Here is a 26,753-nt window from a genome sequence, read left to right as displayed (position 1 = left end):
TCGATTGCTGTCGGTCAGAGACCTTGCCCGACCTCGATCAGGTAGCCATCGGGGTCGCGCAGGTAGCACCGGATCTCCGTCCCGTGGTCCTTCGGCTCGGTGAGGAAGTCCGCGCCTCGGGACTTCCACTCCTGGTAGAGGGACCGGATGTCGGTGACCCGGACATTCATCGCGCAGCTCAACGTGTTGGAATCGATCGGGGCCCTGGCCTGCACCGTCGGCTTGTCGTCCGTCGGACCACCCTCGACGTTGATGATGATGTAACTGTTGTGGAAACGGAGGATCAACGGATTGCTCTCGTGCACACAGGTGGCTCCGAAGACCCGCTCGTAGTACTCCCGTGACCGGTCGATGTCACGAACTATCAACAGGGTGGCCAGGAAGATCCCACCCTCCGGCTTGAAATAGTCGGGTGCCGTGTCGGCCATGGCTACCTCCTCATCCATCCTCAGCTCGGACGACATCCCGCACTCAGCGGCTCGAACGGACCCTCCCGTCGTAGAACGTGTTGATCGCGGTGACGACGTCGTCGAGGCTGTCCTCCACGACGAAGTGCCCGGAGTCGAGCCGAACCAGTTCGGCGTCCGGCAGATCCCGTAGGTACATCTCGCCTGCGGAGGGGATGAAGAAGATGTCGTTCGTGCCCCAGAGGATCAATGTCTCGGGTTGATACGTACGGGCGGCCGCCTGCCACTGCGGAAACATCGCGATGTTGGTGCGGAAGTCGTAGAAGAGGTCCATCTGGGCCCGCTTCGCGTCCCGGCTGGCGAGGAAGAACAGGTCCATGTTCCAGTTGTCCGGACTGAGTGACTCCAGGTCCTTGTGGCCGTGCGTGTAGACGAGTTTCACCCCGTCCGGCTCCAGATACGACATCATCGCCTGCTCGGTGTCCGGATTCCGGTCGCTCCAGAGTGCCTTGAAGGGAGCCCAGGCGGAACTCAAGCCCTCCTCGTACGAGTTCGCGTTCTGAATGATCTGCCACTGAAGCCAATCCCGGTGTCGATCGACGAGTCGGTTCCCGATCGCGCCACCGTAGCCCTCCATGTAGATGCCCATCGGTCCCGTGAAGCCGATCTGGTTGATCAGTTGATCGACGACTTCGGCAAGGTGATCGAAGGTATAGGCGAAGTTGGACGGATCCGGCACGCCGGTATTGCCGAAGCCGGGATAGTCCGGCGCGAGCAGGTGAAAGCGGTCCGCCAGCGCCGGCATCAAGTTGCGGTACTGGTGCGACGACGCCGGATATCCGTGCAACAGCAACAGTTTCGGTGCGCCGACCATCCCCGCCTCACGGTAGAACACTTCTATCCCTGCCGCCGTCGCTCTCCTGTGTGCGACGGAACTGGGGATGGACTGAACCTTGTTCATCGTGCTCGGACGGAACTGCATCTTGGTCATGGCGGCCTCCTTCGCATCTGGGACTCCGGGGCAGGTGACGAAGGACCAGATCCAGACGCCGTAGGAAACCAGATCGCGCTTGCTACCCGAATCGGGACGCCGGAAACGCGGTAACCAAACAATCCACCCGCAGGGTGGTCATCCGGGCAGATGGGATCGGCCGCGCCGCCAGGGCGGTCGGCGGGCGGGCCTGACCTGTATCCCGTTGTCGGAAGAGTTCATTGCACAGCCCACCGGTCGAGCGTGTCCTCTTCCGGTCGCGAAGGTGCCGAGTGTGTCAGTTAGACCAGGTGAATCCCGCTACATCCCATGCGCCCTGAGTCTGACCCAGGCTGAGGATGGCCGCGGATGAAGGGCTGTCGAGACTTCCGGTTGCGGGTCAGCCACGGCGCGGGCCGGTGACAAGACGCGGAACGGGGGTGGCACCGATCGGTGTCACCCCCGTCGCAGGTGCTTCTATCTGGACGTACAGGTCAGGGTCGGCGCGGTGTTCGTGCCGTTCCAGGAACCGTTGAACCCGAAACTGGTGCTGGCGTTGGCGCTCAACGCGCCGTTATGACTGACATTCGTGGCGGTGACCGACGACCCGCTCGAGGTTATCGACGCGTTCCACGAACTCGTGATGGTCTGGCCGTTGGGCCAGGTCCAGCGCACCGTCCACCCGGAGATGGCGGCGTTGCCGGCCCGGACCGTGACCTGGGCACCGAAGCCACCGGTCCACTCGCTCGTCCTCGCGTACGTCGCGGTGCAGGCACCGTTGCCGGTCGGCGGGGTGGTCGGCGGGGTGGTCGGCGGAACGGTGGGCGGCGGGGTCGTCGGCGGGGTGGTCGGCGGGGTCGTCGGATCGGTGCCGCCGCCGCCGAAGGTCACGTCACTGCACAGGTAGTACGGCTGGTCGAGGTGGCTCGCCTGCCAGATCGTGTACACGACGTGCCGCCCGGTGCGGCTGCCCGCGTTCACCTGGGCCTCGTACAGCCCGGTGGTCGGGTAGCTGCCGGTGCGCAGCACCAGGTCCAGGCTGCCCCAGGTGAGCGGTTGGGTGGCCGGGTTGAAGCCCTGCTTCGTGATGTAGATCAGCATGTAGTCGGCACCGTGCCGCGCACCGTCGGTCAGCGTCAGGGTGAAGTTGTTCGGCATCGGCTTCGCGACCCACGCGCCGACCGCGTCGAGCGAGGCGTACAGCCCGCCCTGGGTACGACCGCCGCTACAGAGCTGCCCATCCGGGACGGCGGCCTGGTGGTTGCCGCCGACGTTCTCGCGGTACAGGCCGTTCCAGTTCCACATCGTGTTCGGGTTGGCCTGCCAGGCCTGGGCGCACATCGGGTCGGTCTGCGCCATGTTGGGGTTGAGGTGGTCGTCACCCCAGCGGTCCCAGCATCCGTAGTTCCGGGACGGCGGGTTGGTGACGGACCCGTGCGCCGAGGCCGGGCCGGGCTGGTTGACGACGACCATCGCGAACCCGGTGACGAGGACGGCGACCGCACCGAGTACCAGACGGCGGGCTGTTCGTGAGACTTTCATCAAAGCTCCAGCGTTCCGCCGGCGCCTGTGTCGCTCGACGGGATGCCCGAGCCCGCGACGAAACACGCGCCGATCAATGTGAAGGACCCCGGAAGCGCAGGCAATACGGCAGTGTTGCCTGCGGTGGCTTGGCGGCTCCCGCGACGATGCTACCAAGCATATAGATGCGCGCGAATCTTGGGCTGCGGAATCCCGCGAGACTCCTCCCGGCGTGGTCGGCCCACCTCGGTCACGGAGAGTCCTCCGTCTACGGCATCACCCTGCACAGTGCGTCCAGCGCGCCCGCCCACGCGCTGTCCGGGGGAGCGGCGTAGTTGACCACCAACGCGTCCTGCTCGGGCAGTTGCCAGCCGGAGTCTGCGACTTCGTAGCGGAACTGCGCCATCCCGCCGACCGCCAGGCCCTGCCGGGCGGCTGCCCGGACGACCGAGCGCTCGGTCCCGCGCGGGAGTTCGAGGACCACCTGCAGCCCGGCGGCCATGCCGGTCACGCGGATGCCGGGGGCCCGCCGTGCCAGCGCCGCGACCAGTTGGTCACGGCGGCGCCGGTAGCGCAGCCGCATCGACCGCAGATGACGGTCGTACGCGCCCGACGCGATGAACTCCGCGAGCGTCAGCTGCTCCAGCGCGCTCGACCAGTCGACGTGCCCCTTGGCCGCCACGATCTCCGGGACCAGTTCCGCCGGCAGCACCATCCAGGCGAGCCGCAGCCCCGGCGCCAGCGACTTGCTCGCGGTGCCAAAGTACACCACCCGCTCCGGGTCGAGTCCCTGTAGGGCGCCCACCGGCTGACGGTCGTACCTGAACTCCCCGTCGTAGTCGTCCTCCAGGATCAGCCCGCCGGTGGCACGCGCCCAGTCGACGGCCGCCGCGCGTCGGTCCGGATGCAGCGCGACCCCCGTCGGATACTGATGCGCCGGTGTCATCAGCACCGCGCAGGCTCCGCGCAGTCGCGCCAGATCCTCGGTGCGCGCGCCGCGATCGTCGACGTAGAGGGGTGGGGTGCTGAGGCCGGCGCTGGTCAGCAGGTCGCGATAGACGTCGAAGCCGTACGACTCGACCGCCACCGTCCGTACCCGGCGCGCCCGCAGCACCTCCGCCATCAGCATCAGGCCGTGGTGGAAACCGGAGCAGACGACGACCCGCTCCGGCTCGGCGTGTACTCCGCGGGCCCGCGCCAGATAGTCCGCGAGGGCGGTGCGCAGCTCTACCCGGCCGAGGGCCTCGCCGTAGCCGAAGGCGTCGTGCGGCGCCACGGTCAGCGCACGGCGGGCCGCGGCGAGCCACTGCGCGCGGGGAAACCCCGCGAGGTCCGGCGAACCCGGCAGCAGGCCGTACGTGGGACGGCGCCGGGTCGGCTTCGCGCGGGGAACGGCGGGCGCGGCCGTGCGCGGGTCGGCCCGCCTCGCCACCCGGGTTCCGGAGCCCTGCTGGGCGGTGAGCCAGCCCTCGGCGACCAGTTCGGCGTAGGCGTCGGCCACGGTGTTACGGGCGATGCCAAGATCGGCGGCGAGCGAACGGGACGACGGCAGCCGGGTGCCGGGCACCAGGCGCCCCGTCCGCACGGCCTCCCGCAGGGCGTCCATGAGCCCGGAGCGCAGCCCGGGGCCCTCCAGATCCAGTTCCAGATGCAGGTCGGCACCGGAGGCGGTAGGCGGGCCGGGCGCCGAATTGGCCCATGAATCCGTCATAGAAATGGACCGTACCTCAGTGCCACTGGGCGCGTAGCGTTGCTGACATGACGATGGACCACGCACACGACGGCAGGGAGCGCGTCCCGGCACACGCACCACGCCTGGACTGGGCGAAGCTCGCTCCCGAGGCGTACAAGGCCATGATCCGCCTTGACGCGGCCGCGAGGCACGGCGTCGAGCCGACCTTGCTCAACCTGGTCAAGATCCGCGCCTCCCAGGTCAACCGCTGCGCCTTCTGCCTGGACATGCACAGCAAGGACGCGCTGGCGGCCGGCGAGTCGGCGGAGCGGATCATCCAGCTCGACGCGTGGACGGAGTCGAAGCACTTCTACACGGCGAAGGAGATCGCGGCGATCGAGTTGACCGAGGCGATCACCGTACTCACGGACGGATTCGTCCCGGACGAGGTGTACGCGAGGGCCGCGAACGAGTTCGACGAGACCGAGTTGGCCGGCCTCATCGTCGCGATCACGACGATCAACGCCTGGAACCGCTTCGGGGTGTCCACCCGGATGGTCCCCGGTCACCACACGCCGGGTGCCTAGCCCACCGGCCGATCGGCCGGCGCGGCTCCGTCCCTGCCATCACCCCTCCACACTCCTCGGGACACGTGACACGATGACCACCGCCACCTTTCGCGCCCTGCACCAGGACCGCGCCGCCGGCGACCCGCTCGTCCTGCCGGGGCCGTGGGACGCGGCCAGCGCCCGGGTCTTCGCCGACGCCGGCTTCCCCGCGCTCGCCACCCCGAGCGCCGGGATCGCCGCCTCGCTCGGTTACGAGGACGGCTCGACCCCGCCGGACGAGATGTTCGCCGCGGTGGCGAGGATCGTGCGGGCCGTGTCCGTACCGGTATCCGCAGACGTCGAGGGCGGTTACGGCCTCGCCCCAGGGGAGTTGGTCGGGCGGCTTCTGGAGGCGGGCGCGGTCGGCTGCAACCTGGAGGACTCCGAGGAGCACGCCACGCTCAAGGACCCTCGGCGGCACGCCGATTGGCTGGCCGCAGTACGGGCGGAAGCCGGCGACGCCCTCTTCATCAACGCGCGCGTGGACACCTTCCTCTTCGGTACGGGCGACCCCGCCGACGCCGTGGCCCGCGCCCGGCTGTACGTGGCCGCCGGCGCCGACTGCGTGTATCCGCTCATGGCGCCGCCCGAGGTGTTTCCGGTGCTCCGCGAGGGCATCGAGGGCCCGCTCAACATGGCTGCCCGACCGGACGAGGAGTCCGTGGCCGAACTGGCACGGCTGGGCGCGACGCGCATCACCTTCGGCCCCGGGATGCAGCGGCACGCGGTGGGAGCGACCGGCGAACTCGCGGCGCGGCTCCGGCCGGGACACCCCCGCCCACCAACGAGTGGCCAGTTGTGACGGAACCGGAGCGTTCGCCGGGGTGCGGAGCATCGACGATATCGGGTTGGTCGTCCGCATGGCACCGTGGAACATGTAGCGGTGGATGATTCATCGGTGTCGGTGAGGCAGGCCACCAGCGGTGACGCCGCGGTGGTGGCCGACCTTGCAGGTCAGCTCGCACAGTCGTTCCAGTTCTCCTGAATGCGGTTCGATGCCAGCTATGCCGCGCTGCTGAACCTGGAGGATGCCTGTCTGCTGCTCGCCGTCGATGGCGAGACGGCAATCGGCTACCTCCTGGGCTCCGAACACCTCACGTTCTATGCGAACGGGCCGGTGGCCACCGTGGAGGAGATCCTGGTTCGGGCTGAGTTTCGTGGGCGCGGTATCGGCCGCAGCCTGATGGGGGCATCCGAACGCTGGGCCGTGAGCCGCAACTGCGGCCTCGTCACGCTTGCCACCCGACGCGCTGCGCCGTTCTACGTCGCGCTCGGGTTTACCGTGGCGAACGTGATCGCTACGGCTCGCCGGGTGCTGTCCCGACCGGCCACGCGTCGTCTCATCGATGGAATGAGCGGCACGGTGCTGATCGGCCTGGGTGTCCGGCTTGTGTTCACCACCGCGAGGTAGCCATCGTGGGGGCGGCACGTGCCCGGGGTTGCGAGCGCTCCCCGGACCGATCGACGGCGTAGAGTCATCCGCGTCGATTCTCTCGGTCCACAGGGGTGTGGCGTGATGGGAGTGCGGGACTGGATCATCATGATCCGCGTGCACCGGCGCGGCCAGCGGGCTGGCGCGATGTTCCATCGTGGAGACCTCACCGCTGCCGCTGCGACGCTGACCGACGCGCTCTCGCTGGCCGGGCGACAGTGGGGCGACGCGAACCCGCAGTCGATCGCGTTGATGAGCAACCTGGTCGACGTACGACGGGCCCTCGGCGATCTGGCCGGCGCCCGTGAGCTGGGTGAGCGCGTGGTGGAGCTATCCGGTCAGGTGCTCGGCGACGACCACCCGGTGACCTGGCACGCGGTCAACAACCTGGCCCTGGCGCTCCAGGAGGGCGGCGAGCCGGGCCGGGCCCGGGAACTGCACGAGCGGGAGTTGGCCGCCTCCCGGCGCCTGCGCGGCACGGCCCATCCGGAGACGATCACCTCGATGAACAACCTCGCCCAGTGCCTGTTCCGGCTGGGTGAGATCGACGCCGCCTATGATCTGGCCGCCGAGTCGGTCCGGCTCTCCCGGGAGGTCCGCGGCGCGGGTGATCCCGACACGTTGATCGCGATCGACAACCTGGGCGTCGTCGCCGGCGCCCGTGGCGACCTCGACCTGGCCCAGGAACTCCATGAGGAGGCGGCCGAGGGACTGCGACACGCCCTGGGCGACGCGCATCCACGCACGGCCGAAGCGCTGGCCAATCTCGCGGAGAGCCGGGGAAAGCGCCCCGGCCCCACGCTGTCCTGAAACGCGCCCGACGCGTGCCGCCGGGCGTGGGGAGGATGGTGCGTCAGAGGTCGTAGCCGCCGGAGACCTCGATGTTCTGCGCGGTGACCCAGCGGCCCTCCTCGCCGAGCAGGGTGGCGATCACCATGCCGACGTCGTCGGGCTCGCCGATCCGACCGAGGGCGGTCTTGGCGGCGAGCGCGGGAATCGCCTCGGGGTACGCGTCGAAGGCGACGATGCCGGACGAGTCGGAGAGCCGGGTACGCGTGGGGCCGGGGGAGACGGCGTTGACCCGGATGTGGCGGGTGGCGAACTCCTTGGCCATGTACCGGGTCAGCACGTTCAGGCCGCCCTTCATGGTGGCGTACGCGGAGTAGCCGGCGTCCACCAGGCCGGTGGGCAGCGCCGAGTTGCTGCTGACGTTGACGATGGCGCCACCGTCGGCCACCAGCGGCAGCAGTGCCTGGGTCAGGAAGTACGGTCCCTTGAGCAGGACCCGCATGAACTTGTCGAACAGTTCCTCGGTGGTGTCCTCGAACATCGCCATCCCGCCGAAGCCGGCGTTGTTGACCAGGTGGTCGAACGTGTGCCGCTGCCAGGTGTCGCGCAGGGTGGCGGTGACCTGCTCGCGGAAGGCCGGGAAGGTCTCGCTGCGTCCGATGTCCAGCCGTAGCGCGACGGCGGTGCCGCCCTCCTTCTCGATGGCGGCCACCGTGTCCTGCGCGCCGGCCTGGTTGCCGCTGTAGGTCAGGATGACGCCCGTGCCTCGCTTGGCGAGCTGGATTGCTGTGCTCTGTCCGATGCCGGAGCTGGCGCCGATGACAATCGCGACCCGCATGGTTCCACCTACCTGTTCATTCGTGGAGCTTCCGTTGCTCCCTGCGATTTCGATGTATTAATCGAAACACGGTGAACAGGCAAAACATTAGAACGATGCTCCTCACCTCTTGCCTGATCCTCTCCCTGAACGGAACCTGGCGGATTCGTCGTCCGGAAGAGGTCACCCGCACTGGCCCGCCCGGAGTCGTGATCACCTGGCTGGTTAAGCATTGGACGGGATGCTGCTCGGGCTTGTAGCTTGCGGCTGACCGTGACACCACCCGAGGAGGTGAGACCCATGAACGCTGTATCGATGTGGGTGCTCCCCCCTCCCGTCACGGCCGGGCGATTGACGTAGGTGTCGCCGGGAGCGCCTCGCCAACCAGGCACTCCCGAAGGGCACACCTATGCACTTTCTGCACCTCACCGCCGGGCCGTCGTCGGACGATGCGGTCGAGCGCGACCCCACCGTGGGTGACGTCCCCGGACTCCCGTCGCCGGCCTCCGGCACCGATCAGGCGCCCCTCATGTTCGACGTGATCATTGCCGGGTGCGGGCCGGCCGGTGCGATGCTGGCCGCCGAACTGCGGCTGCACGACGTGCGGGTACTCGTCCTGGAGAAGGAAACCGAGCCCGTGTCGTTCGTCCGCATAGTCGGTCTGCACATTCGCAGTATCGAGCTGATGGCAATGCGCGGGATGCTGGAGCGGATTCTCCAACACGGAAGACAGCGTCCGGCCGGCGGCTTCTTCGCCGCCATCGACAAACCCGCGCCCGAGGGCCTGGATTCCGCGCACGCCTATCTGCTGAACATCCCGCAGCCGGTCATCGTCCACCTGCTCGAAGAACATGCGATCGAACTGTGTGCGCAGGTCCGGCGCGGTTGTGCGGTGGCCGATTTCGCGCAGGACGACGACGGTGTGACCGTCGAGCTGGCCGACGGGGAGCAGCTGCGTTCGCGCTATCTCGTCGGCTGTGACGGCGGGCGCAGTACGGTGCGCAAACTGCTCGGCGTCGGCTTCCCCGGCGAGCCCTCGCGGACCGAGACGCTGATGGGCGAGATGGAAGTGGGTGTGCCGCAGGAGGAGATCGCCGCCAAGGTGACCGAAATCGGCGAGATCGACAGGCGATTCAGCCTCAGGCCCTTCGGCGGAGGAATCTATCGCGTCATAGTCTCCGTCGCGGGAGTCGGCGATCGTGCGGAACCGCCCACCCTCGAGGATTCAGACAACAGTTGCGCACCATCGCCGGAACCGACTTCGGCGTGCACTCCCCGCGCTGGTTGTCCCGCTTCGGGGATGCCACCCGGCTGGCCGAACGTTATCGGGTCGGGCGGGTGCTGCTGGCCGGCGATGCGGCACACATCCATCCACCCATCGGCGGACAGGGCCTCAATCTGGGCGTTCAGGACGCATTCAACCTCGGCTGGAAACTGGCCGCACAGATCCGCGGCTGGGCGCCGGGAACACTGCTGGACACCTACCAGGCCGAACGTCATCCGGTCGCCGAGGACGTGCTGGACAACACCCGCGCCCAGCTGGAACTGCTGTCCACCGGACCGGGCCCGCAGGCCGTACGCAGGCTGCTCACCGAACTGATGGACTTCGACGAGGTGAACCGCCATCTGATCGAGAAGATCACCGTGATCGGCATTCGCTACGACTTCGGCGCGGGCCCCGACCTGCTCGGCCGCCGCCTGCGCGACATCGACGTGAAACAGGGCCACCTCTACGGTCTGCTGCATCGCGGCCGTGGCCTGCTGCTGGACCGTACCGAACGGCTGACCGTCGGCGGCTGGTCGGACCGGGTCGATTACCTCGGGGATCCCACCGCGGTACTGGATGTTCCGGGCGTCCTGCTACGCCCCGACGGCCACGTCGCGTGGATCGGCGACGATCAGCAGGACCTGGACGACCACCTCTCCCGCTGGTTCGGCAAGCCCGCCAACTAATTCCGGCTGAGCAACCATCGGCGTTACCGTCGGGCACCTACCGCCCGCCGGCATGGCGGAAATGGCCATGCCAGCGGGCGGTAGCCGGTCAGCCGCCGGTCACCACGCCGGTCAGCACCGTGCTCGGCACCGGCCCTTCCGGCATGCCGGCGAAATGCAGCTCGACCACCTCGTCGGGCTCCGCCGTCGAGTCGGTGATCGTCGGGACGGTGAGCTCACCGGTACTCGTGTCCGGGTCGAGGAACAGATACGGCGTCAGCCAGGTCTGCGACAGTGGCCGTTCCGGCTCCACCGGTTCGAACGCGTTGTCGACGAACCAGTTCGGGTCGACGTCCGTGGTGGACAGTTCCACACCGCTGGCCGGGGGCTGCGGCACGGTCAACAGGAAGATGCCCGTCTCGGTCGGCGCGGACGCGGAGAACCGCCAGGTCAGGGTCCCGCCCTCGGCAACCCGGGCCGAGTCGGACTCGATGGACAGCGTCGGTTCCGGGTCGTCGTTGCGGGTGGAGACCCCGCCGACGTAGCTGCCGATCACGAAACCCCGCTCCGCCTTGGCGGTCAGCGTCCGATTCTCGGTGTAGTTCCACAGCGTGTCACCGGTGATCTCGATCGGCACCCGGATGGTGCGCTGGCCGGGCCGGACGGTCGCCAGCCAGGAGCGGCTCGTGAACGTCGTGTCGTCGAAGAGGAACAACCGCACCAGCCCGCCGCCGCGTCCAGTGACGGTCACCGGGATCTCGTACGTCTTCGTGCCGGAATCGCCCTCGGTGACCTCCAGGTTGCCGATGTCGAGCCGCGGCAGGCGCGTCACGCCCGGGTCGGGCGTGCCCGGCTTCCAGCCCCACGCGTCGAGCAGCCAGGCGCGGCCCGTCGGGGTGCGCGGGGTGAGTTCGATGGCGGCCACCCTGGTGGGTGCGCCCTTGAGCGGCACCCGCACCTCCTGACCCCAGTACGAGGTCGTGTTGTCGGTGCCGGGCAGGCCGTCGATCCGAACCTCGCCCAGCGTGCTACGGCGGCCGTCCGTGCCGACGACGGTGACGTCGAACCGGGTCCCGGTCGTGTTCGGCGGGACGATGACGCGCAGCGCCAGGTCGCGGGCGCCGGCAACGGTGACGGGGCGGGACGGTGCCAGCCGGATCGGGCTGCCGGCGGCGGACCAGTTCAGCGCGGCCGCGTACCGGCCGGGCTCGGGGATCCAGGCGAACGGTACGAAGTGCGCCAGGAGGGCGTTCCGGTCCTCCGGGTCGAGGCAGGACCGTTCCGCGTCGTCGGTGACCTGGTCGCAGATCCGTGCCCCACCGGACACCGTCGTCGACTGGTCCGGGGTGATCAGCGGCGTACGGTTGCCGCCGAGCGCGTGGCTGAGTACCCGGGCCGGGTCGGCCGAGGGTGCACGCCGGCCGCTGCCGTCGAACAGCGGTCGGGCCCGATCGTCGCCACCGACGAACAGCCGCGCGGCGGCGGCGATGTAGGTGGCGCCGACGGTCTGCTGCTGCGCCGCGGTGAGCCGGGTCGCGGTGCCGGGGGAGCAGACCGGGTCGGGCTCGCCATCGGTGCGGAAGTCGTCGAACGACGGTGCCGCAGACTGCCCGGGCGTCCACTCCGTGTTGAAGAAGTTGTGATTGGCGCCGACCACGTACAGCGCGCTGTGCAGTGCCCGGCCGTGACTGACACCCCGGGTCTCGTCCACGAACATCTGGCCCTGCTGGTCGAAGACGTCACCGTCGCAGCCGGGCAGGATCGTGGCCGACGGGACGTCCGGGACCGGGTCGTGGCCGAAGATGGTGGGACCGATCAGGAGCAGGCCGCGGACGGTCCAGTGGACCCTGCCGTGATAGCCGTCCCGCGCCGCCGGGGGCGGGGTGAGCGAGTCCATCGCCGCGCGGCTGACGCCCTCGCCGCCGCGCGAGTGACCCATCAGGAACACCCGGGACAGGTCGGCGCGCGGCGCGGCGCGCACGATCGGCGGCGCGCCGGCCCGTCCGGCACCCGCCCAGTCGGCCCATTTCGCCAGGTGCAGCCGGACGAGCGAGGAGCGGGCCTGGGCGCCGCCGTCCTCGGCCTCCCAGTCCTGGCCGTTGACGCCGTTGGCCGAGATGGACACGGTCAGGTAGCCCTGCGAGGCGAGCAGCCGTTGGGCCTGTAGGTAGCCACGGTGGCTCGGGATCGGATCGGTGCCGGCCGGGCACGGCCACTGCTGGGGCACCTCCGCGTCGCCGCGATAGCAGACGCTGTGTCGGCCGTGCAGGAACAGGGCGAGGGGCCGGGCGCCGGACGTACCCTGCGGCGCGACCACGACGGCCCGCATCTCGACCTTCTCCGGGAAGTCGGGCAGCTTGACGGCGGGTAGGTCGTATTCTCCGGTGACGGACCGGTAAGGCCCGGTGACACCGGGGTCGACGGCGGCGGCCGGCTGTGGGGCCGGCGCGGCGGCGACCGGCGCGGAGCGGCGGGTCCCGCGCGGTGGAGCCTGGTCGATCCGCTTGCCGCCGGCCCGCACCGTCAGCTCGTCGAGCCGGACGGGCCCGCGCAGCCCGAGGCTGAAGGTCCGACCGTCCGGGTGCGGGCGAGCGCGGCCGAGCCGCCTGTCGCCCGACCAGAACTCCACGGCGGCGTCGCCCATCGGAACCCGCGTGTCCGAGCGCCAGGTCAGCCTGCCATCGGTCACCGACCAGCCGCCGGCTGCCGAGTGTGGCGGAGGACTTCCGGGGGGAGCGGCCGTCGCCGGCCCGGACGCCCCCGTCACCAGGGCCAGGGCCAGCATGGCCGGCATCAGGAGTCTACGCATGTGACTGTGTCTATCCCACGCGCGCAACGTGCTCGGACGGCGCGGTCCTCACCGGCGGCCCACCGGTGGCGCCAGCCGCTCGACGGCACCGATCACCAGGTCCCAGAACGCGTCGACGTCCAGTCGCACCGCCACGCCGGCGTTGTCGGGCGCAGCGGTGCGGTGGTGCAGGTCGACCACTGTCGCACCCCTGGTGTGCGTCCCGTCCAGTTCCACCGCGACCGGCGCCGGCACGCAGGCGACGATCGACGGGTCGATCACCCGGGCAACGGCGATCGGATCGTGCAGCGGCGGATCGGCCAGCCCGAAGACGTTCTCGTACGCCGATGCGAAGAACGTCATGAGGTCGATGCAGATCCGTGCGAGGTCGGTGTCGAGCCGCTGGAACCTCGCGAGGACGTCCGGTGTCACCAGCGCCTGGTGCGTGACGTTCAGCCCGCACATGGTCACCGGTATCCCGGAGCGCAGCACGATCTCGGCGGCCTCCGGATCCACCACCACGTTGAACTCACCGTACGGCGTAATGTTCCCGCGTCCCGTCGAGCCACCCATGAACACGATCTCGCGGATCTTCGGCGCCACCTCCGGGTGGTCCCGCAGCAGCGTCGCGACGTTGGTGAGCGGCCCGGTGGGTACGAGCGTGACGGGTTCCGGATGGTCGAGCAGGATCCGGTGGATCAGCGCGACGGCGTGCTCGTCGACGACCGGCACCGTCGGTTCGCCCAGGGTCGGCCCGTCGAGCCCGCTCGCCCCGTGGATCTCCGGTGCCACCCGCAGTTCGCCGACCAGCGGCATGCCGCAGCCGGCGGCGATCGGCACACCGGTGATGCCGGCGGCGGTGCAGATCCGCCGCGCGTTCATCGTGGTCTTGTCGAGGGTCTGGTTGCCGGCGACCGTGGTGATGGCGAGCAATTCGATCCGGGGGTCGGCCGCCGCCAGGAGCAGGGCCAACGCGTCGTCATGCCCCGGGTCGCAGTCGAGGATCACCGGAGTGGCCAAGGATCACAACTCGCTTCCGAGGTCGGCGACAGCGGTCGGCCCAACCGTACGGCACACGGTTTCGCCTGAGGCGCCGCCGATATGGAAAAAGCGATATGACTCAATCTATCCACACCGCCCTGTGCTCCGCTTATCCTGCGGCTGCCGGCACCCCCGCATCCCCACCATGAGGAGCACGACGTTGAGACCTGACTCGATCCTGCGTGTTCTCGTGACCGCGTTCATGGCTGGCACCGCGGTACTCGCCGTTCCCGCCGGGGCGAGCGCGGCACTGCCCCAGGTGTCCGTGGCGGCCGTACCCGACATCTCCCTGACCAACCAGCGCGCGCACCTGCAGCAGTTCCAGAACATCGCCAGCGCCAACGGAGGCAACCGCCGGTCGACCAGCGCCGGCTACACGGCGTCGGTGAACTACGTGTACGACCGGCTGGTCGCGGCCGGATACACCGTGGCGCGGCAGAACTGCACCTCCGGCTGCACCTCGGGCGCCGGCCCGAACGTCATCGCCGACTGGCCGGGGGGCGATCCCAACAGCGTGTACATGTTCGGGGCGCATCTCGACGGCGTGTCCGCCGGACCCGGCATCAACGACAACGCTTCGGGCTCCGCCACCCTGCTGGAGATCGCGCTCACCCTCGCCGCGTCGAACCCGACGATGGGCAGTCACGTCCGGTTCGCGTTCTGGACCGACGAGGAGCAGGGCCTCAACGGCTCGGAGTTCTACGCCAACACGCTGCCGTCGGCGGAGCGGGCGAAGATCAGGGCCTACTTCAACTTCGACATGATCGCCTCCACCAACGGCGGCTACTTCATCAACCGCATCAGCTCCGCCGCGGGGCAGACGCTCAAGGCGTACTACGACGGTATCGGCGTGCCCACGGAGGAGAACACCGAAGGCGCGGGACGCTCCGACGACGCCTCCTTCAACACGATCGGGGTACAGACCTCCGGCGTGGCCGCGGGCGCCTCCCGGGTGAAGACGGCCGCGCAGGTGACCAAGTGGGGCGGCACGCAGACCGGATTCGACCCCTGCTACCACCGCGCCTGCGACACGTACCCGAGCAACATCTCCAGCACCGTCCTGGACCGGGCCGGCGACGCCGCCGCCTACGCCCTGTGGACGCTTGCCACCGGCACGCCGGCCACCGCCGTCTGGTCGGACACGTTCGAGACGGCCACCGGCTGGACGACCAACCCCGGCGGTACGGACACCGCCACGGCCGGCATGTGGGAACGCGGCGACCCGCAGGACACGAGTTCCAGCGGGGCAAAGCAGCTCGGCACCACCGTCTCCGGGGTCAACGCCCTGGTCACCGGTCGGCTCGCCGGCACCGATGCCGGCACGTACGACGTCGACGGCGGCACCACCAGCGTCCGCTCACCGGCCGTCACCCTGCCCTCCGGGGCCGTCCTCGATCTGTCGCTGTCGTGGTACCTGGCCCATGGCAGCAACTCCTCCTCGGCCGACTTCCTCCGGGTCTCGATCGTCCATGCCACCGGTACGACGGCGCTGTTCACCCAGTCGGGAGCCGCGAGCAACCGCAACGGCGGCTGGGCGGCCGGCACCTGGAACGTCAGCGCCTACGCCGGGCAGTCGGTGCGGATTCTGGTCGAGGTCGCCGATGCCTCGGGTGCGAGCCTCGTCGAGGCGGGCGTGGACGACGTCACCGTCTCACGCCGGTAGCGGGGGTCCGGCACCTCACCCCGTCTTCTCCTCCGGTCCCCGGCGACCCGCGGTCGTTCGCGGTTCGCCGGGACGGCGCCGCTGGAACGGGGTTTCGACGAGCGCGGCGAAACCCCGGGCCGCCATCAGGCAGATCGGCACCGCCACGACGAGCGTGGCCCAGAACGCGGGTAGGCCCGACCCGAGGTGTGGTGCCACGACGCGACGGCTGATCAACGCGACGATCGGCAGGTGGATCAGGTAGAGGCTGAAGGAGAAGCCGCCGATCGCCCGCAGCGGTCGACTGTCCAGCAGCCGGACCAGCCCCGCCGGTCGGCGGGTGGCCACGGCCGCCAGGAACAGGGCGATCGCCGGGCCGGCCGCGAGGTCCACCCAGTAGTAGTGCCGCACCGTCCAGACGGAGCCCTGGACAACCACCAGCAGCAGCACCGGCACGGCGGCCAGCGCGGCCAGCCGGTGCCAGGGCAGGCGGCGGATCCGCTCGGGCGCGGCCACGACTCCGGCGGCCAGTACGCCGGCCGTGAACAGGGGAGCGAGTTCCAGCGTGTACCCCGTCGCCCTGGCCGTCGTGGACAGGTCCCGGCAGAGCAGGCCGATCACGACGACCGGCACGGTGACCGCGGCGAGGGTCGCCACCGCGCCGGCCCGCCGACGGATCAGCACCAGGACCGGGAACACCAGGTACAGGCCGACCTCCACCGCGATCGACCAGAACGCGCCGTTGGGTGCCGGCGCCGCGACGACGTCCTGCATCAGCAACCCGTAGACGACGACCGACCGGAGGGTCGGCGGCGCGCTGAGCGGCAGGGACGGCACGACGCTCGCGATCACGAGGCTGACCGCCAGCGCCGCCCAGTACGGCGGCAGGATTCGCCAGGCACGCCGCCGGGCGAACCGCAGCGTGCCACCCAGCCGCCACGCGTCGCGGGCCGGTGAGATCGCGAGCGAGAAGCCCGACAGGACGATGAACGCGACGACGGCGAGGCGGCCGTACACCAGCCAGCCGAGCCAGCCCGGACCGGTGTTGGCCGGGTACCCCGGGAAGGTCAGCAGCCAGCAGTGGTGCACCACCACGTACAGGGCGGCGAGGCCGCGGATTCCGTCGAGGCCCACCACCCGGCCGGCTCCGGAACACTGGCGGTCCCCGGGCGACGGAGGAGTACCGGCAGCGGCCGGCGCCCCCGCGTGAACGACTGCCACGACGTGCTCCTGTCGACGGTGTGGGTTCGGGCGTCATTCCGAGCCACCACCGCCCGGCGCGCACGCTCGCGCCCGCAGGTCGCCGACGCCGGCCGACTGCGGGGATGGCGGGTGGGGGAGCCTGGCCTGGAAACCTGGCCTCGGATCGGGTTACGGCAGGTCCACCCGCCGCCACGTCCAGCCGTCGTCGGAGAGGTAGAGGTGTGACTCGGAGAGCACCAGGTAGCGACCGGCTGCCTGGTGTGAGGTGAGCTGGCTCAGCATGAGGTCGGCCGGGTAGCCGGGCAGTGTCACCGGCTGGTACCGGCCGCCGTTGCGGCTGCCCCGGAACTCCTGGCCCGAGCTGAGGTTGTGGCCCGAGGTGACGATGTGAGCGCCATCAGCGGTGACGAAGCCCGAAGTCGAGACGCCGGCCAGCGCGCCGCCGGGCACCGGCCGCCACGTCGCGCCGCCGTCGGTGGTGCGGTAGGAGTCCCGCCCGTGGCCGTCGCGGTAGATCAGCGCGTACGCGGTCCCGCCCGCGCCGGCAGCCACCTCCGGCAGGTACTTCCCGGCGACCGTCCCGTGGTCCGCCACGGCCGGCACGCCGTCGGTGAACACGTGCGTGTGCCAGGTGCGGCCGCCGTCGGAGCTGGACGCGACGGCGGGCCTGTCGGTGGCGGGGTCCCGTCCGGGCACCCACAGGTGGGCGCCGAGCGGAACGCTCGTGTCGCCTGCCCAGGTCTGGTCGAACGTGATCCCGGAGGGCTGGCGGGCCAGCGCCGCGATCCTGCCGCTGACCAGGTCCATCGCGTAGATCCGGCACGGCGTCGGCTGCCCGACGAGGTGACAATCGACCGGCCGGGTGCCCGGCGGCACCGCGGCCACCGGCTTCGGATCGACCTTGGCCCGGTGCCACGTCCGGCCCCCGTCGATTGTGGTCCAGGGCGGCTCGGTCACCGACGCGCTCCGAGTGCTGTCCGCCGGCCCGGTGGGCGACGCCTGCGGCGAGCGCCAATACTCCAGGTCATGTAGGTTGACCGCCCTGATGTCCCGCCACGCGAGCGCGCCCCGGCCCACCGACGCGATCGTGGCCGCTCGCGGTTCGCCGCTGTCGTCGTCCGGCGCGGGCGGCACCGAACGGCGCTGCCAGGTGGCACCGACGTCGTCCGAGGCGTACAGCTCGAGGGGGCAGGCCCGGCAGCGCTGGACAAGCGCGTAGAGATCAGTGGCTCCGGTTGCCACGACGCTGGTGACGCGGGGCCAGCCGGTGTCCGGGTCGACGCTGATGGAGGGAGTGGGAAGGGGCACCTGCGGGCCGCCTGCGGTCGCGTACCCGAGACTGGTCGCGAACAGAGCGGTGACCAGGGCAGCGACGCTCGATGCGGCGGCGCGGCGCCGGTGCCGGCGTACCCGGGTTGCCCGCTGTCGGATGACGGCGAAGTCGGGCTGGCGGATCGCATCGTCGGCGTAAGCGCGCAGCCCGTCGAAGTGCGGTTTACGCATGACGTACCTCCTCGCGTAGCTGGGCGGGATCCTCGTCGGCGAGGAAGCGGGCGAGCGCGGCCCGGCCGCGGGCCAGCCGCGCCTTGACCGTGCCCACCGGCACCCCGAGCGTGGCGGCGACCTCGCCGACCGGCAGGTCGGCCAGGTAGTGCAGCACCACCGCCTCGCGGGTCGGCGGCGCCAGCCGCCGCAGCGCGGCGAGCAGGGCCACCCGGTCGGCGGACAGCGGTGGCGCCGCCGCCGGGGCTGCTTCGACCCGGCCGGCGCGGACGAGCCGGTCGAAGAGCCACCGGCGGCGGTAGCGGGTCCGGGCGACGTTGAGGGCCACCACGCGCAGCCACCGCTCGGCGTCGTCGGCGTCGATGAAGGACTTCGGCGCGGCCAGCACCCGGGCGAACGCCTCCTGTACCGCGTCCTCCGCCTCGGCCAGGTCACCGATTAGGCCGAACACCTGCGTCACGAGCCGCCGGTAGTAGACCTGGTACGCCTGGCGCACCGTGTCCTCGGCATTCACATGGTCTCCCCGGATCGACGGCCGTTTCAGAAAGGACCAGCAGCGCGACCGTCCGGTTGCACCGACACCGGACCTGGGCGGTCGGCACTCGGCCGGCGGCGACGATGGCGGGGTGGATATGTCTGTCCTATCCGGACGAACCGCCCCCGTTACCCAACCGTTACCCGAATTAATCTCCCTGCCGTATTCCGGCCTGGCCACAGACGGCCCTAACTTGTCCAACGACAGGCATCATCCGCCGGTCGGCGCCTCGGCGGGCTCCGACCCCTTACCCGCACCCCGAGTTACCCGCACCCCGAGACGGTCTTCGGCGTACCGACCCGGGATCCCCCGCTGTCCTCACCGGACGAAGGAGATCCTTCGTGTCCCATCGCCGACCCTCCGGCACCTCCCTATCCCACCGACCCCGCAACAGACTCACCCGCAACCTTCTCAGCGTGATCGCTGCCGCAACATTGGGTATGACCGCACTGGTCGCCACCCCGCAGGTCGCCTCGGCCGCACCGGCCGCCCTGCCCGTCCCGGCACAGGCGCAGGCGGATCCGTTCGCCGTGCTGGTCTTCTCCAAGACGGCCGGCTTCCGGCACGACTCCATCCCGGCCGGTATCGCCGCCATCCAGCAACTCGGTGCGGAGCACGGGTTCACCGTCGACGCGACCGAGGACGCGGCGGCGTTCACCGATGCCAACCTCGCGAAGTACCAGGCCGTCATCTGGCTCTCCACCACCGGCGACGTGCTCGACCCGGACCAGCAGGCCGCGTTCGAGCGGTACGTCCAGGCCGGCGGTGGATACGTCGGGGTGCACGCCGCCTCGGACACCGAGTACAACTGGCCCTGGTACGGCGAACTGGTCGGGGCGTACTTCGCCTCGCACCCGGCCAACCAGCAGGCCACGGTCAAGGTCGAGGACCACGCGCACGAGTCCACGAAGGCGTTGCCGGACGAGTGGTCCCGGTACGACGAGTGGTACAACTTCCGCGACAACCCGCGCGCCGACGTACACGTGCTGGCCTCGCTGGACGAGACCAGTTACGCCCCCGGCGCCGGCGCGATGGGGCACGACCACCCGTTCGCCTGGTGCCAGGACTACGACGGCGGCCGGGCCTGGTACACGGCCGGCGGGCACACCCAGCAGTCGTACGCCGAGCCGGAGTTCCTGGCCCACCTGCTCGGTGGCATCCAGACCGCGGCCGGTGCCGTGGAGGCCGACTGCTCCGCCTCGCTGACCAGCAGCTTCGAGAAGATCACCCTGGACAGCAACACCAACAACCCGATGGAGCTGGACATCGCTCCCGACGGGCGGGTCTTCTACATCGAGCGGGACGGCCGGGTCCAGATCATCAAGCCGGACACCGGAACCACGGTCACCGCCGCCGACCTCGACGTCTTCACCGGCAACGAGGACGGGCTGATCGGGATCCGGCTCGACCCGGACTTCGCCACCAACAACTGGGTGTATCTCTACTACGCCCCGAACGGCGGCGGCCCGCGCAACTACCTGTCCCGGTTCACCGTCACCGGGGACACCGTCGACCTGGCCAGCGAAAAGATGGTGCTCCAGGTCGACACCCAGCGCAACACCTGCTGCCACGCGGGCGGCAGCATGGCGTTCGACGGCGCCGGCAACCTCTACCTGGCGACCGGCGACAACACCAACCCGTTCGAGTCGAACTCGTTCACCCCGATCGACGAGCGGCCGGGCCGGCAGGACTTCGATGCCCAGCGCAGCTCCGGCAACACCAACGACCTGCGCGGCAAGGTGATCCGGATCCATCCCGAGGACGACGGGTCGTACACGGTTCCGGCGGGCAACCTCTTCGCCCCCGGCACCGCGAAGACCCGGCCGGAGATCTACGCGATGGGCTTCCGGAACCCGTTCCGGATCGGCGTCGACCCCAAGTCGGACACCCTCTACGTCGCCGACTACGGCCCGGACGCCGGAGCGACGAACCCGGACCGTGGGCCGGAGGGCACCGTCGAGTGGAACATCGTCGGACAGCCCGGCAACTACGGCTGGCCGTACTGCCACGGGGCGAACTACGCGTACAACGACTACCAGTTCCCGTCCGGGCCGAGCGGAGCGAAGTTCGACTGCGCCGCACCGGTGAACAACTCGCCGAACAACACCGGGCTGACCAACCTGCCCCCGGCGATCCCGGCCACCGTCGACTACGACTACAGCGGCAACCCGCTGTTCCCGGAGATCGGCGGCGGCGGTGCCCCGATGGGCGGCCCGGTCTACCGGTACGACCCGGCGAACACGTCCGAGCGCAAGTGGCCGGCGTACTACGACGGCAAGGCGATGTTCGGCGAGTGGAACCAGAACAAGATGTACGCCTTCCAGGTCACCGACGACGGCAAGTCCCTGGTGGACATCAACCAGTTGCTCACCGGGATGACCTTCATCCGGCCGATGGACTTCGAGTTCGGTCCGGACGGGGCGCTGTACCTGATCGAGTGGGGCAGCGGCTTCGGCGGCAACAACGACAACTCCGGGATCTACCGGATCGAGTACATCGCCGGTGACCGGGCCCCGATCGCCGTCGCCACCGCCGATCCGACCTCCGGCCCGTCCCCGCTGACCGTGGCCTTCTCCAGCGAGGGGTCCCGGGACCCGGACGGCGGTCCGATCACGTACGCCTGGACCTTCGGCGACGGTGGCACCTCGACCGAGGCGAACCCGACGCACACCTACAGCGGGCCGGGCAACTACACCGCCCAGCTCACTGTCACCAATGACACCGGCCGGACCGCGGTGGCGAACGTGCCGGTGACGGTGGGCAACACCGCGCCGACGGTCTCCATCGAGTTCCCGCCGGAGGGCGGCTTCTTCGACTGGGGCGACCAGGTCAAGTACACCGTCAGGGTGACCGACCCGGAGGACGGGACGATCGACTGTGACCGGGTGAAGTTGCAGTACTTCCTCGGCCACGACGAGCACGCCCACCCGATGGGGGAGCAGGTCGGCTGCGAGGGCGTGGTGCAGACCTCGCTGGCCGCCAGCCACGGCGCCGACGCCAACGTGTTCGCGGTCCTCGAGGCCACCTACACGGACGGCGGCGGAGCCGGCGGGTCCAACGCACTGACCGGCCGGGCGATCGAGCAGTTGCAGCCGAAGCGGAAGCAGGCGGAGTACTTCGCCGCCACCGGCCGGGCGCCGGACGGCGTCGGCACCGGTGACCCGGGCGTACAAACCCAGGCCACCACCGATGTCGAGGGCGGTTTCGAGAACATCGGCTGGGTCGAGGACGGCGACTACTGGACCTTCGACCCGACCAACCTGACCGGCATCACCGGGTTCCGGTTCCGGGCCTCCTCGGCCGGCGGCGGCGCCCGGATCGAGGTACGGGCCGGCGCGGTCGACGGGCCGGTGCTGGCCACCGCCAGCGTGCCGGACACCGGCGGCTGGCAGACCTTCACCAACGCCACGGCGGAACTCGGCACCCCGAGCACCGCGAGCGGGCCGCTGTTCTTCGTGGCCCGTAACCCGGTCGGGGCCAACGGCACCGGTGCGATCGTCAACGTCAACTGGGTCGACTTCCTCGGCCGGGGCATCACCGAGAACGCCCCGCCGACGGTCGCCGTCACCGCCACCCCGACCACCGGCACCGCGCCGGTCGCGGTGAGCTTCGACGGCACCGCCACCGACGCCGAGGGCGACACCCCGCTGACGTACGCCTGGGACTTCGGTGACGGCGGCACGTCGAGCAGCCTCGACGCCAACCACACGTACACCGGTCCGGGCACCTTCACCGCGACCCTGACCGTGACCGACGCGCGCGGGGCCCAGTCCTCCGCGTACGTGACGGTGAAGGTGGAGGCGCCGAACACGTCCTGCTTCGGGGCCCGGTCGGACGAGTTCACCGGCACCGCGCTGGACAAGGCGCGGTGGTCGACGGTGGTCCGGGAGAACCAGCTGTACGCGGTCCGGGACGGCGCCCTGGTGCTGCCCACCTCGGTCGGCGACCTCTACGGCACCCGCAACGACGCCACCAACCTCGTGCTGCAACCCGCCCCGGGCGGGAGCTGGCAGGCCACCACCAAGCTGAGCCTGGCGGCGGCGGCGGACTACCAGCAGGCCGGTCTGATCGTCTACGGCGACGACGAGAACTACGCCAAGCTGGACCTGCTCTACGGCGGCAGCCGGCGGGTCGAGTTCATCCGGGAGACCGCCGGGACGCCGCGCAACGACGCGGGCGACTCGACGGCCGCACCGGCGGGTGACTCGATCTACCTGCGGCTGACCAGCGACGGGACCAACCTGACGGCGGCGTACTCGGCCGACGGGCAGACCTTCACCCCGATCGGGCGGTCGGCGGCGCTGGCCGGCATCGAGGCACCGAAGGTGGGGCTGTTCGCGCTGAACGGCGGCACCACCGCCCCGGTGGTGGACGCCACGTTCGACTGGTTCCAGATCACTCCCGACGAGCCCGCCGGACCGGTGACCCCGTCCGACGAGTTCACCGGGGACGCGCTGGACAAGTGCCGGTGGGACGGGATCGTCCGGGAGGAGCCGACGGCGTACCGGGTCGCCGACGGCGCGCTGCACCTCGACGTGCCGAACGGCGACATCTACACCGGCAACAACACCGGGCCGACCAACTTCGTCCTCCAGTCCGCGCCGGACGGCGACTGGACCATCCAGACGAAGGTGGACGGCAGCCGGCTGGACGAGCAGTACCAGCAGGCCGGGCTGCTCGTGTACGGCGACGACGACAACTACCTGAAGTTCGACTTCATCGCCGACAACGTGGTGGGCCAGCCGGTGAGCCGGCGGCTCGAGTTCCGCAGCGAGATCGCGGCGGTGGTGCAGGACCCGCAGCCCCAGGCGACGAACCTCACCGAGTCGGTGTGGCACCTGCGGCTGGCCAAGGCCGGCGACACCTACACCGCGGCGTACTCGACCGACGGGACGACCTGGACGGCGCTGGAGCCGCTGACCAACGCCGCCCTCGGTGACACGCCCAGGATCGGTCTGTTCAGCCTCGGCGGCGCGCAGACCGCCTCGAAGACCGTCTCGTTCGACTACTTCCGGCTCAGCACGGAAACGGCCGACGAGGTGGCTCCGGTGACCACGGCCAGTGTGTCGGGGACCCCGACCGCCGGCTGGCACACGGGTCCGGTGACGGTGACCCTGGCCGGCACCGACAATGCCGGGGGCAGCGGGGTGGCCCGTACCGAGTACCAGCTCGACGGTGCGACCACCTGGACCGCGTACGCCGAGCCGGTGCTGGTCGCCGGGGACGGTACGCACGCGCTGCGGTTCCGGTCGGTCGACGAGGCCGGCAACGTCGAGGAGACGAAGTCGGTCGAGGTGAAGATCGACGCCACCGCACCGGTCAGCGCCGCGGCGTTCGCGCCGCCGACCGACGACGGGTGGCACAGCGGCACCATCCCGGTGACGCTGACCTCGACCGATGCCGGGTCCGGCGTCGCCAAGCTGGAGTGGTCGCTCGACGGCGGCGCCTGGACGCCGTACACCGAGCCGGTGAACGTGACTGGGGACGGGCAGCACGAACTGCTCTACCGGGCCACCGACACCGCGGGCAACGCCGAGACGCTCAAGTCGGCGATCGTGAAGATCGACGGCGTGAAGCCGACCGTACTGGTCTCCGGGTTGGCCGACGGCCAGCTCTACGGGGACAGCCAGGACGTCCGGGTGAACTGGTCGGCGGTCGACCCGACCTCGGGGATCAAGGCGACGGTGGGCACGCTGGACGGTCGGCCGTACCAGCCGAACACCCTGCAGGCGATGTACGAGCTGCCGCTCGGCCTGCACGAGCTGACCGTGACCGCGACGGACAAGGCGGGCAACTCGACGACCTCGACCGTACGGTTCTTCGTCACCACGTCGTTCCGGGACATGCAGCAGTTGCTGGACCGGTTCAAGGCGACGGGTCGGCTGTCGGCGAAGGGGCACAAGCAGTTGTCGAACAAGCTCGACACGGTCCGCCAGGCAGAGGCGAGCGGCAACGACAGCAAGGCGATCAAGCTACTCGGTCAGTTCAAGGCACTCGCCGCGGACACTGCCCTGGTCACCGAGGCGGAGATCCGGGACGTACTGGTCCGGGACGCCGACGCGATGATCGTGCGGCTCGGCGGCACCGCCAGCGCCACCGGGGTCAAGGCGAACGACGGCAAGTCGGTGCAGGGCACCGGCCGGCTGGCCGAGGACCCGACCCGGGTGAAGCGGGGCGGAGGGTTGTAGTAGGAGTGGTTCGGACAGTCAGGTAAGCGTGGGGGCGGTCACCGGTGGGTGGCCGCCCCCGCACCGGCTCCGGCGGCGTACCGCCGGGAAGGAGTTCCTTCGATGCGACGTCCCGCTCCGAAGTCCCACCGAACGGCCCGACCCGCGGCCCGCCGTCCGGCACTCGTGGCACTGCTCTGCGCGCTGTTCCTGACCGTCGGGCTCGCACCGGCGGCTCCGGCCGCCGCGCACGGCAGCAAGATCAAGCTTGCGGTCGCCGGCGACGGTGCCACCGGGGTGACCGTCCGGGCCAGCTACGTCGACGGCCATCCGCTGGACACCGGCGTCCGGCTGCTGGTGACCGCCACCGCCGACGGTGGCCGCACCGTCGGTCCGGTCCAGCTCGATCCCGCCGGTGAGGGCCAGGGCTTCTACAGCACCGGGCCGATCCTCACGCCGGGCCGCTGGCAGGTCACGGTCACCGCGCCGAAGCCGACCCCGGTCGAGGTACGCGCCGTGGTGCAGGCCCGCGCCGCCCAGGCCGCCCCGCCACCGGCTCGGGCCCCGGTCGCGGCGGAACCGTCCGGCGACTCCACCCGCTGGCTCTGGTGGGTGGCCGGCGCGGCCCTGGCGCTCGCCGCCGCGACCACGCTCGGCACCCTGCTGGTACGCGTCCGCCGCCGCCCGGTGGACTAGTACCAGCGCGTCCAGGCCAGTCAGCTGCTGGACCTGCTGCTTGACGTAGTCCTCGCCGGTGGTGGCGCCCTCCTTGCGGGCCTCGGTGATGGTCATCCCGGCGGCAGCCACGTCGCACTTGCCGGACTTGAGGTCCGCGCCGGACTTGATGCCCTCGAACGGGGTGTCGCATTCGCGCATCCTCCCCAGCCGAGCAAACCGAATGTTCCCCATCGGTTAGGCCATGATGCACACCGCGGAACCGCAGGTAGGTTTCGTAGAAGGCGTCCAGGTCGGGCTGATCCGGCAACGAGTCGCTCCGAAACAACCGTCGCCGCCGGGGCGGGATCACTCAGTACTGCTGACGAGCGACGATGGTGCCGAGGGACACGTCAAGGCTGCTCCCGCACTGACTGTCCACGTTGAGTACGAGGAATGGACTGCCGGCACCGGACACCTTCTGCTCGACAGCGATGCGTTGGACGGCCTGCTCCCGTTCGCCCTGTGGCGCTTGCAGGTACTCGCGGCACAAGGTGTCCGGGCTGATCGCACTGGCGTCGTTCCGCAGCGCCGGCAGAACGAGATTGTTGACGGTCCCCGCGCCGACGATCAACAGGACAACCGCCACGGCGATCACGATCAGAATTCCGCCGTAGCTCGTCCTGTTGCCGGATCGGATGACGCTGCCGCCGGCCTGGATCGCGCCGCCGCGAGTATTGGTCATCGTCATGGGTCCGGCTGTCGGCCGTTGCGTCGTCGTCGCCTGGAGGTCGGCGATGAGCTCCTTCAGCTCGGCCTCCAGGTGCGGGTGCCGCTCGATGATCGACTCGAGTCTGCCTCGCCAACGGCCGCCTGCCGTCCCAGCAGTGATCTCGCCCCGGCGCATCGCCTCACGGTCGGCGTCCATAAGGTCGCCGAGCTGATCGGCGCGGCCCGTTCGGTGGAGGGCGCGGGTGATACGTGGGCGGGACTCTTCCCATCCGTCCGTCACCATCGCCTGGATGATCGCCTCACTCACCATTCCGGCAAGCGCACTCAATTGGTCTTCCAC

At 70.1% G+C, this 26,753-nt stretch carries 18 protein-coding genes and 1 pseudogene; 8 read left to right on the top strand and 11 right to left on the bottom strand.

Annotated features, from left to right (window positions below; translation table 11 throughout):
- Positions 1 to 14: 14 nt before the first annotated feature.
- From ACFP2T_RS18565 to pdxR, 4 genes are all read right to left on the bottom strand, one after another.
- Positions 15 to 428 (bottom strand): VOC family protein, encoded by a 414-nt coding sequence (locus tag ACFP2T_RS18565; protein WP_377423346.1) that lies wholly within the window; start codon positions 426 to 428, stop codon positions 15 to 17.
- Positions 429 to 471: 43 nt separating this feature from the next.
- Positions 472 to 1,398, bottom strand: coding sequence for an alpha/beta fold hydrolase (locus tag ACFP2T_RS18560; RefSeq protein WP_377423343.1), 927 nt, complete (start codon positions 1,396 to 1,398; stop codon positions 472 to 474).
- A 456-nt stretch (positions 1,399 to 1,854) separates the two neighbouring features.
- Positions 1,855 to 2,919 carry a lytic polysaccharide monooxygenase auxiliary activity family 9 protein gene (locus ACFP2T_RS18555; protein ID WP_377423340.1) on the bottom strand — a complete coding sequence of 355 codons (1,065 nt, stop codon included), beginning with the start codon at positions 2,917 to 2,919 and terminating at the stop codon, positions 1,855 to 1,857.
- A gap of 247 nt (positions 2,920 to 3,166) precedes the next feature.
- Positions 3,167 to 4,609 (bottom strand): MocR-like pyridoxine biosynthesis transcription factor PdxR, encoded by a 1,443-nt coding sequence (gene pdxR, locus ACFP2T_RS18550; RefSeq protein ID WP_377423337.1) that lies wholly within the window; start codon positions 4,607 to 4,609, stop codon positions 3,167 to 3,169.
- A 47-nt stretch (positions 4,610 to 4,656) separates the two neighbouring features.
- On the opposite strand from pdxR, the gene ACFP2T_RS18545 reads away from it, so the two are divergent.
- The 4 genes from ACFP2T_RS18545 to ACFP2T_RS18530 all read left to right on the top strand — a co-directional run bounded on the left by ACFP2T_RS18545 (position 4,657) and on the right by ACFP2T_RS18530 (position 7,420).
- Positions 4,657 to 5,157: a carboxymuconolactone decarboxylase family protein gene (locus ACFP2T_RS18545; RefSeq protein ID WP_377423336.1), complete on the top strand. Its 501-nt coding sequence runs from the start codon at positions 4,657 to 4,659 to the stop codon at positions 5,155 to 5,157.
- Between the two features lie 73 nt (positions 5,158 to 5,230).
- Positions 5,231 to 5,980 carry an isocitrate lyase/PEP mutase family protein gene (locus ACFP2T_RS18540; protein ID WP_377423334.1) on the top strand — a complete coding sequence of 250 codons (750 nt, stop codon included), beginning with the start codon at positions 5,231 to 5,233 and terminating at the stop codon, positions 5,978 to 5,980.
- 183 nt (positions 5,981 to 6,163) lie between these two features.
- Entirely contained in the window at positions 6,164 to 6,589 is a 426-nt protein-coding gene (locus ACFP2T_RS18535) for a GNAT family N-acetyltransferase (protein WP_377423332.1), read from the top strand.
- 105 nt (positions 6,590 to 6,694) lie between these two features.
- On the top strand, positions 6,695 to 7,420 hold the full coding sequence (locus ACFP2T_RS18530; RefSeq protein ID WP_377423329.1) for a tetratricopeptide repeat protein: 726 nt from the start codon (positions 6,695 to 6,697) through the stop codon (positions 7,418 to 7,420).
- A gap of 43 nt (positions 7,421 to 7,463) precedes the next feature.
- Here the strand turns inward: ACFP2T_RS18530 and ACFP2T_RS18525 are convergent, their stop codons facing one another.
- Positions 7,464 to 8,237: an SDR family NAD(P)-dependent oxidoreductase gene (locus ACFP2T_RS18525; RefSeq protein WP_377423327.1), complete on the bottom strand. Its 774-nt coding sequence runs from the start codon at positions 8,235 to 8,237 to the stop codon at positions 7,464 to 7,466.
- 508 nt (positions 8,238 to 8,745) lie between these two features.
- On the opposite strand from ACFP2T_RS18525, the pseudogene rox reads away from it, so the two are divergent.
- Positions 8,746 to 10,169 (top strand): annotated as a pseudogene (gene rox / locus ACFP2T_RS18520) (rifampin monooxygenase).
- Between the two features lie 88 nt (positions 10,170 to 10,257).
- Here rox and ACFP2T_RS18515 read toward each other — a convergent pair.
- Positions 10,258 to 12,957 carry a S9 family peptidase gene (locus ACFP2T_RS18515; protein WP_377423325.1) on the bottom strand — a complete coding sequence of 900 codons (2,700 nt, stop codon included), beginning with the start codon at positions 12,955 to 12,957 and terminating at the stop codon, positions 10,258 to 10,260.
- A 48-nt stretch (positions 12,958 to 13,005) separates the two neighbouring features.
- A complete protein-coding gene (locus ACFP2T_RS18510) occupies positions 13,006 to 13,956 on the bottom strand; it encodes a nucleoside hydrolase (protein WP_377423323.1) in 951 nt (316 codons plus the stop codon).
- 166 nt (positions 13,957 to 14,122) lie between these two features.
- Here ACFP2T_RS18510 and ACFP2T_RS18505 point away from each other — a divergent pair, with 166 nt between their 5' ends.
- Entirely contained in the window at positions 14,123 to 15,640 is a 1,518-nt protein-coding gene (locus ACFP2T_RS18505) for a M20/M25/M40 family metallo-hydrolase (RefSeq protein ID WP_377423320.1), read from the top strand.
- A 15-nt stretch (positions 15,641 to 15,655) separates the two neighbouring features.
- On the opposite strand, the gene ACFP2T_RS18500 is transcribed toward ACFP2T_RS18505, so the two are convergent.
- The 3 genes from ACFP2T_RS18500 to ACFP2T_RS18490 form a co-directional block, all read right to left on the bottom strand.
- Positions 15,656 to 16,840, bottom strand: coding sequence for an acyltransferase family protein (locus tag ACFP2T_RS18500; protein ID WP_377423318.1), 1,185 nt, complete (start codon positions 16,838 to 16,840; stop codon positions 15,656 to 15,658).
- A gap of 150 nt (positions 16,841 to 16,990) precedes the next feature.
- Positions 16,991 to 18,325: a beta propeller repeat protein gene (locus ACFP2T_RS18495; RefSeq protein ID WP_377423316.1), complete on the bottom strand. Its 1,335-nt coding sequence runs from the start codon at positions 18,323 to 18,325 to the stop codon at positions 16,991 to 16,993.
- Positions 18,318 to 18,839: a sigma-70 family RNA polymerase sigma factor gene (locus tag ACFP2T_RS18490; protein ID WP_377423314.1), complete on the bottom strand. Its 522-nt coding sequence runs from the start codon at positions 18,837 to 18,839 to the stop codon at positions 18,318 to 18,320. Before ACFP2T_RS18490 ends, ACFP2T_RS18495 begins: the two co-directional genes overlap by 8 nt.
- 461 nt (positions 18,840 to 19,300) lie before the next feature.
- On the opposite strand from ACFP2T_RS18490, the gene ACFP2T_RS18485 reads away from it, so the two are divergent.
- Together ACFP2T_RS18485 and ACFP2T_RS18480 are read left to right on the top strand one after the other, a co-directional pair.
- Positions 19,301 to 25,048: a ThuA domain-containing protein gene (locus ACFP2T_RS18485; protein WP_377423312.1), complete on the top strand. Its 5,748-nt coding sequence runs from the start codon at positions 19,301 to 19,303 to the stop codon at positions 25,046 to 25,048.
- Between the two features lie 102 nt (positions 25,049 to 25,150).
- A complete protein-coding gene (locus ACFP2T_RS18480; protein WP_377423310.1) occupies positions 25,151 to 25,723 on the top strand; it encodes a hypothetical protein in 573 nt (190 codons plus the stop codon).
- A gap of 331 nt (positions 25,724 to 26,054) precedes the next feature.
- Here the strand turns inward: ACFP2T_RS18480 and ACFP2T_RS18475 are convergent, their stop codons facing one another.
- Positions 26,055 to 26,753 carry a hypothetical protein gene (locus ACFP2T_RS18475; RefSeq protein ID WP_377423307.1) on the bottom strand — a complete coding sequence of 233 codons (699 nt, stop codon included), beginning with the start codon at positions 26,751 to 26,753 and terminating at the stop codon, positions 26,055 to 26,057.

The sequence above is a fragment of the Plantactinospora solaniradicis genome, assembly GCF_042658085.1.
Taxonomy (GTDB): domain Bacteria; phylum Actinomycetota; class Actinomycetes; order Mycobacteriales; family Micromonosporaceae; genus Plantactinospora; species Plantactinospora solaniradicis.
Note: the sequence above shows the minus strand (reverse complement) of the source record. Positions and strands in the feature narration are given on the sequence as shown.

Excerpts from the sequence above, each read along its gene's own strand:
- ACFP2T_RS18515 (WP_377423325.1), bottom strand. The coding sequence starts at position 12,957 with ATGCGTAGACTCCTGATGCCGGCCATGCTGGCCCTGGCCCTGGTGACG.
- ACFP2T_RS18545 (WP_377423336.1), top strand. The coding sequence starts at position 4,657 with ATGACGATGGACCACGCACACGACGGCAGGGAGCGCGTCCCGGCACAC.
- ACFP2T_RS18565 (WP_377423346.1), bottom strand. The coding sequence starts at position 428 with ATGGCCGACACGGCACCCGACTATTTCAAGCCGGAGGGTGGGATCTTC.
- ACFP2T_RS18480 (WP_377423310.1), top strand. The coding sequence starts at position 25,151 with ATGCGACGTCCCGCTCCGAAGTCCCACCGAACGGCCCGACCCGCGGCC.
- ACFP2T_RS18560 (WP_377423343.1), bottom strand. The coding sequence starts at position 1,398 with ATGACCAAGATGCAGTTCCGTCCGAGCACGATGAACAAGGTTCAGTCC.
- ACFP2T_RS18495 (WP_377423316.1), bottom strand. The coding sequence starts at position 18,325 with ATGCGTAAACCGCACTTCGACGGGCTGCGCGCTTACGCCGACGATGCG.
- ACFP2T_RS18485 (WP_377423312.1), top strand. The coding sequence starts at position 19,301 with ATGACCGCACTGGTCGCCACCCCGCAGGTCGCCTCGGCCGCACCGGCC.
- ACFP2T_RS18530 (WP_377423329.1), top strand. The coding sequence starts at position 6,695 with ATGGGAGTGCGGGACTGGATCATCATGATCCGCGTGCACCGGCGCGGC.
- ACFP2T_RS18540 (WP_377423334.1), top strand. The coding sequence starts at position 5,231 with ATGACCACCGCCACCTTTCGCGCCCTGCACCAGGACCGCGCCGCCGGC.
- ACFP2T_RS18555 (WP_377423340.1), bottom strand. The coding sequence starts at position 2,919 with ATGAAAGTCTCACGAACAGCCCGCCGTCTGGTACTCGGTGCGGTCGCC.
- ACFP2T_RS18525 (WP_377423327.1), bottom strand. The coding sequence starts at position 8,237 with ATGCGGGTCGCGATTGTCATCGGCGCCAGCTCCGGCATCGGACAGAGC.
- ACFP2T_RS18505 (WP_377423320.1), top strand. The coding sequence starts at position 14,123 with ATGAGGAGCACGACGTTGAGACCTGACTCGATCCTGCGTGTTCTCGTG.
- pdxR (WP_377423337.1), bottom strand. The coding sequence starts at position 4,609 with ATGACGGATTCATGGGCCAATTCGGCGCCCGGCCCGCCTACCGCCTCC.
- ACFP2T_RS18535 (WP_377423332.1), top strand. The coding sequence starts at position 6,164 with ATGCGGTTCGATGCCAGCTATGCCGCGCTGCTGAACCTGGAGGATGCC.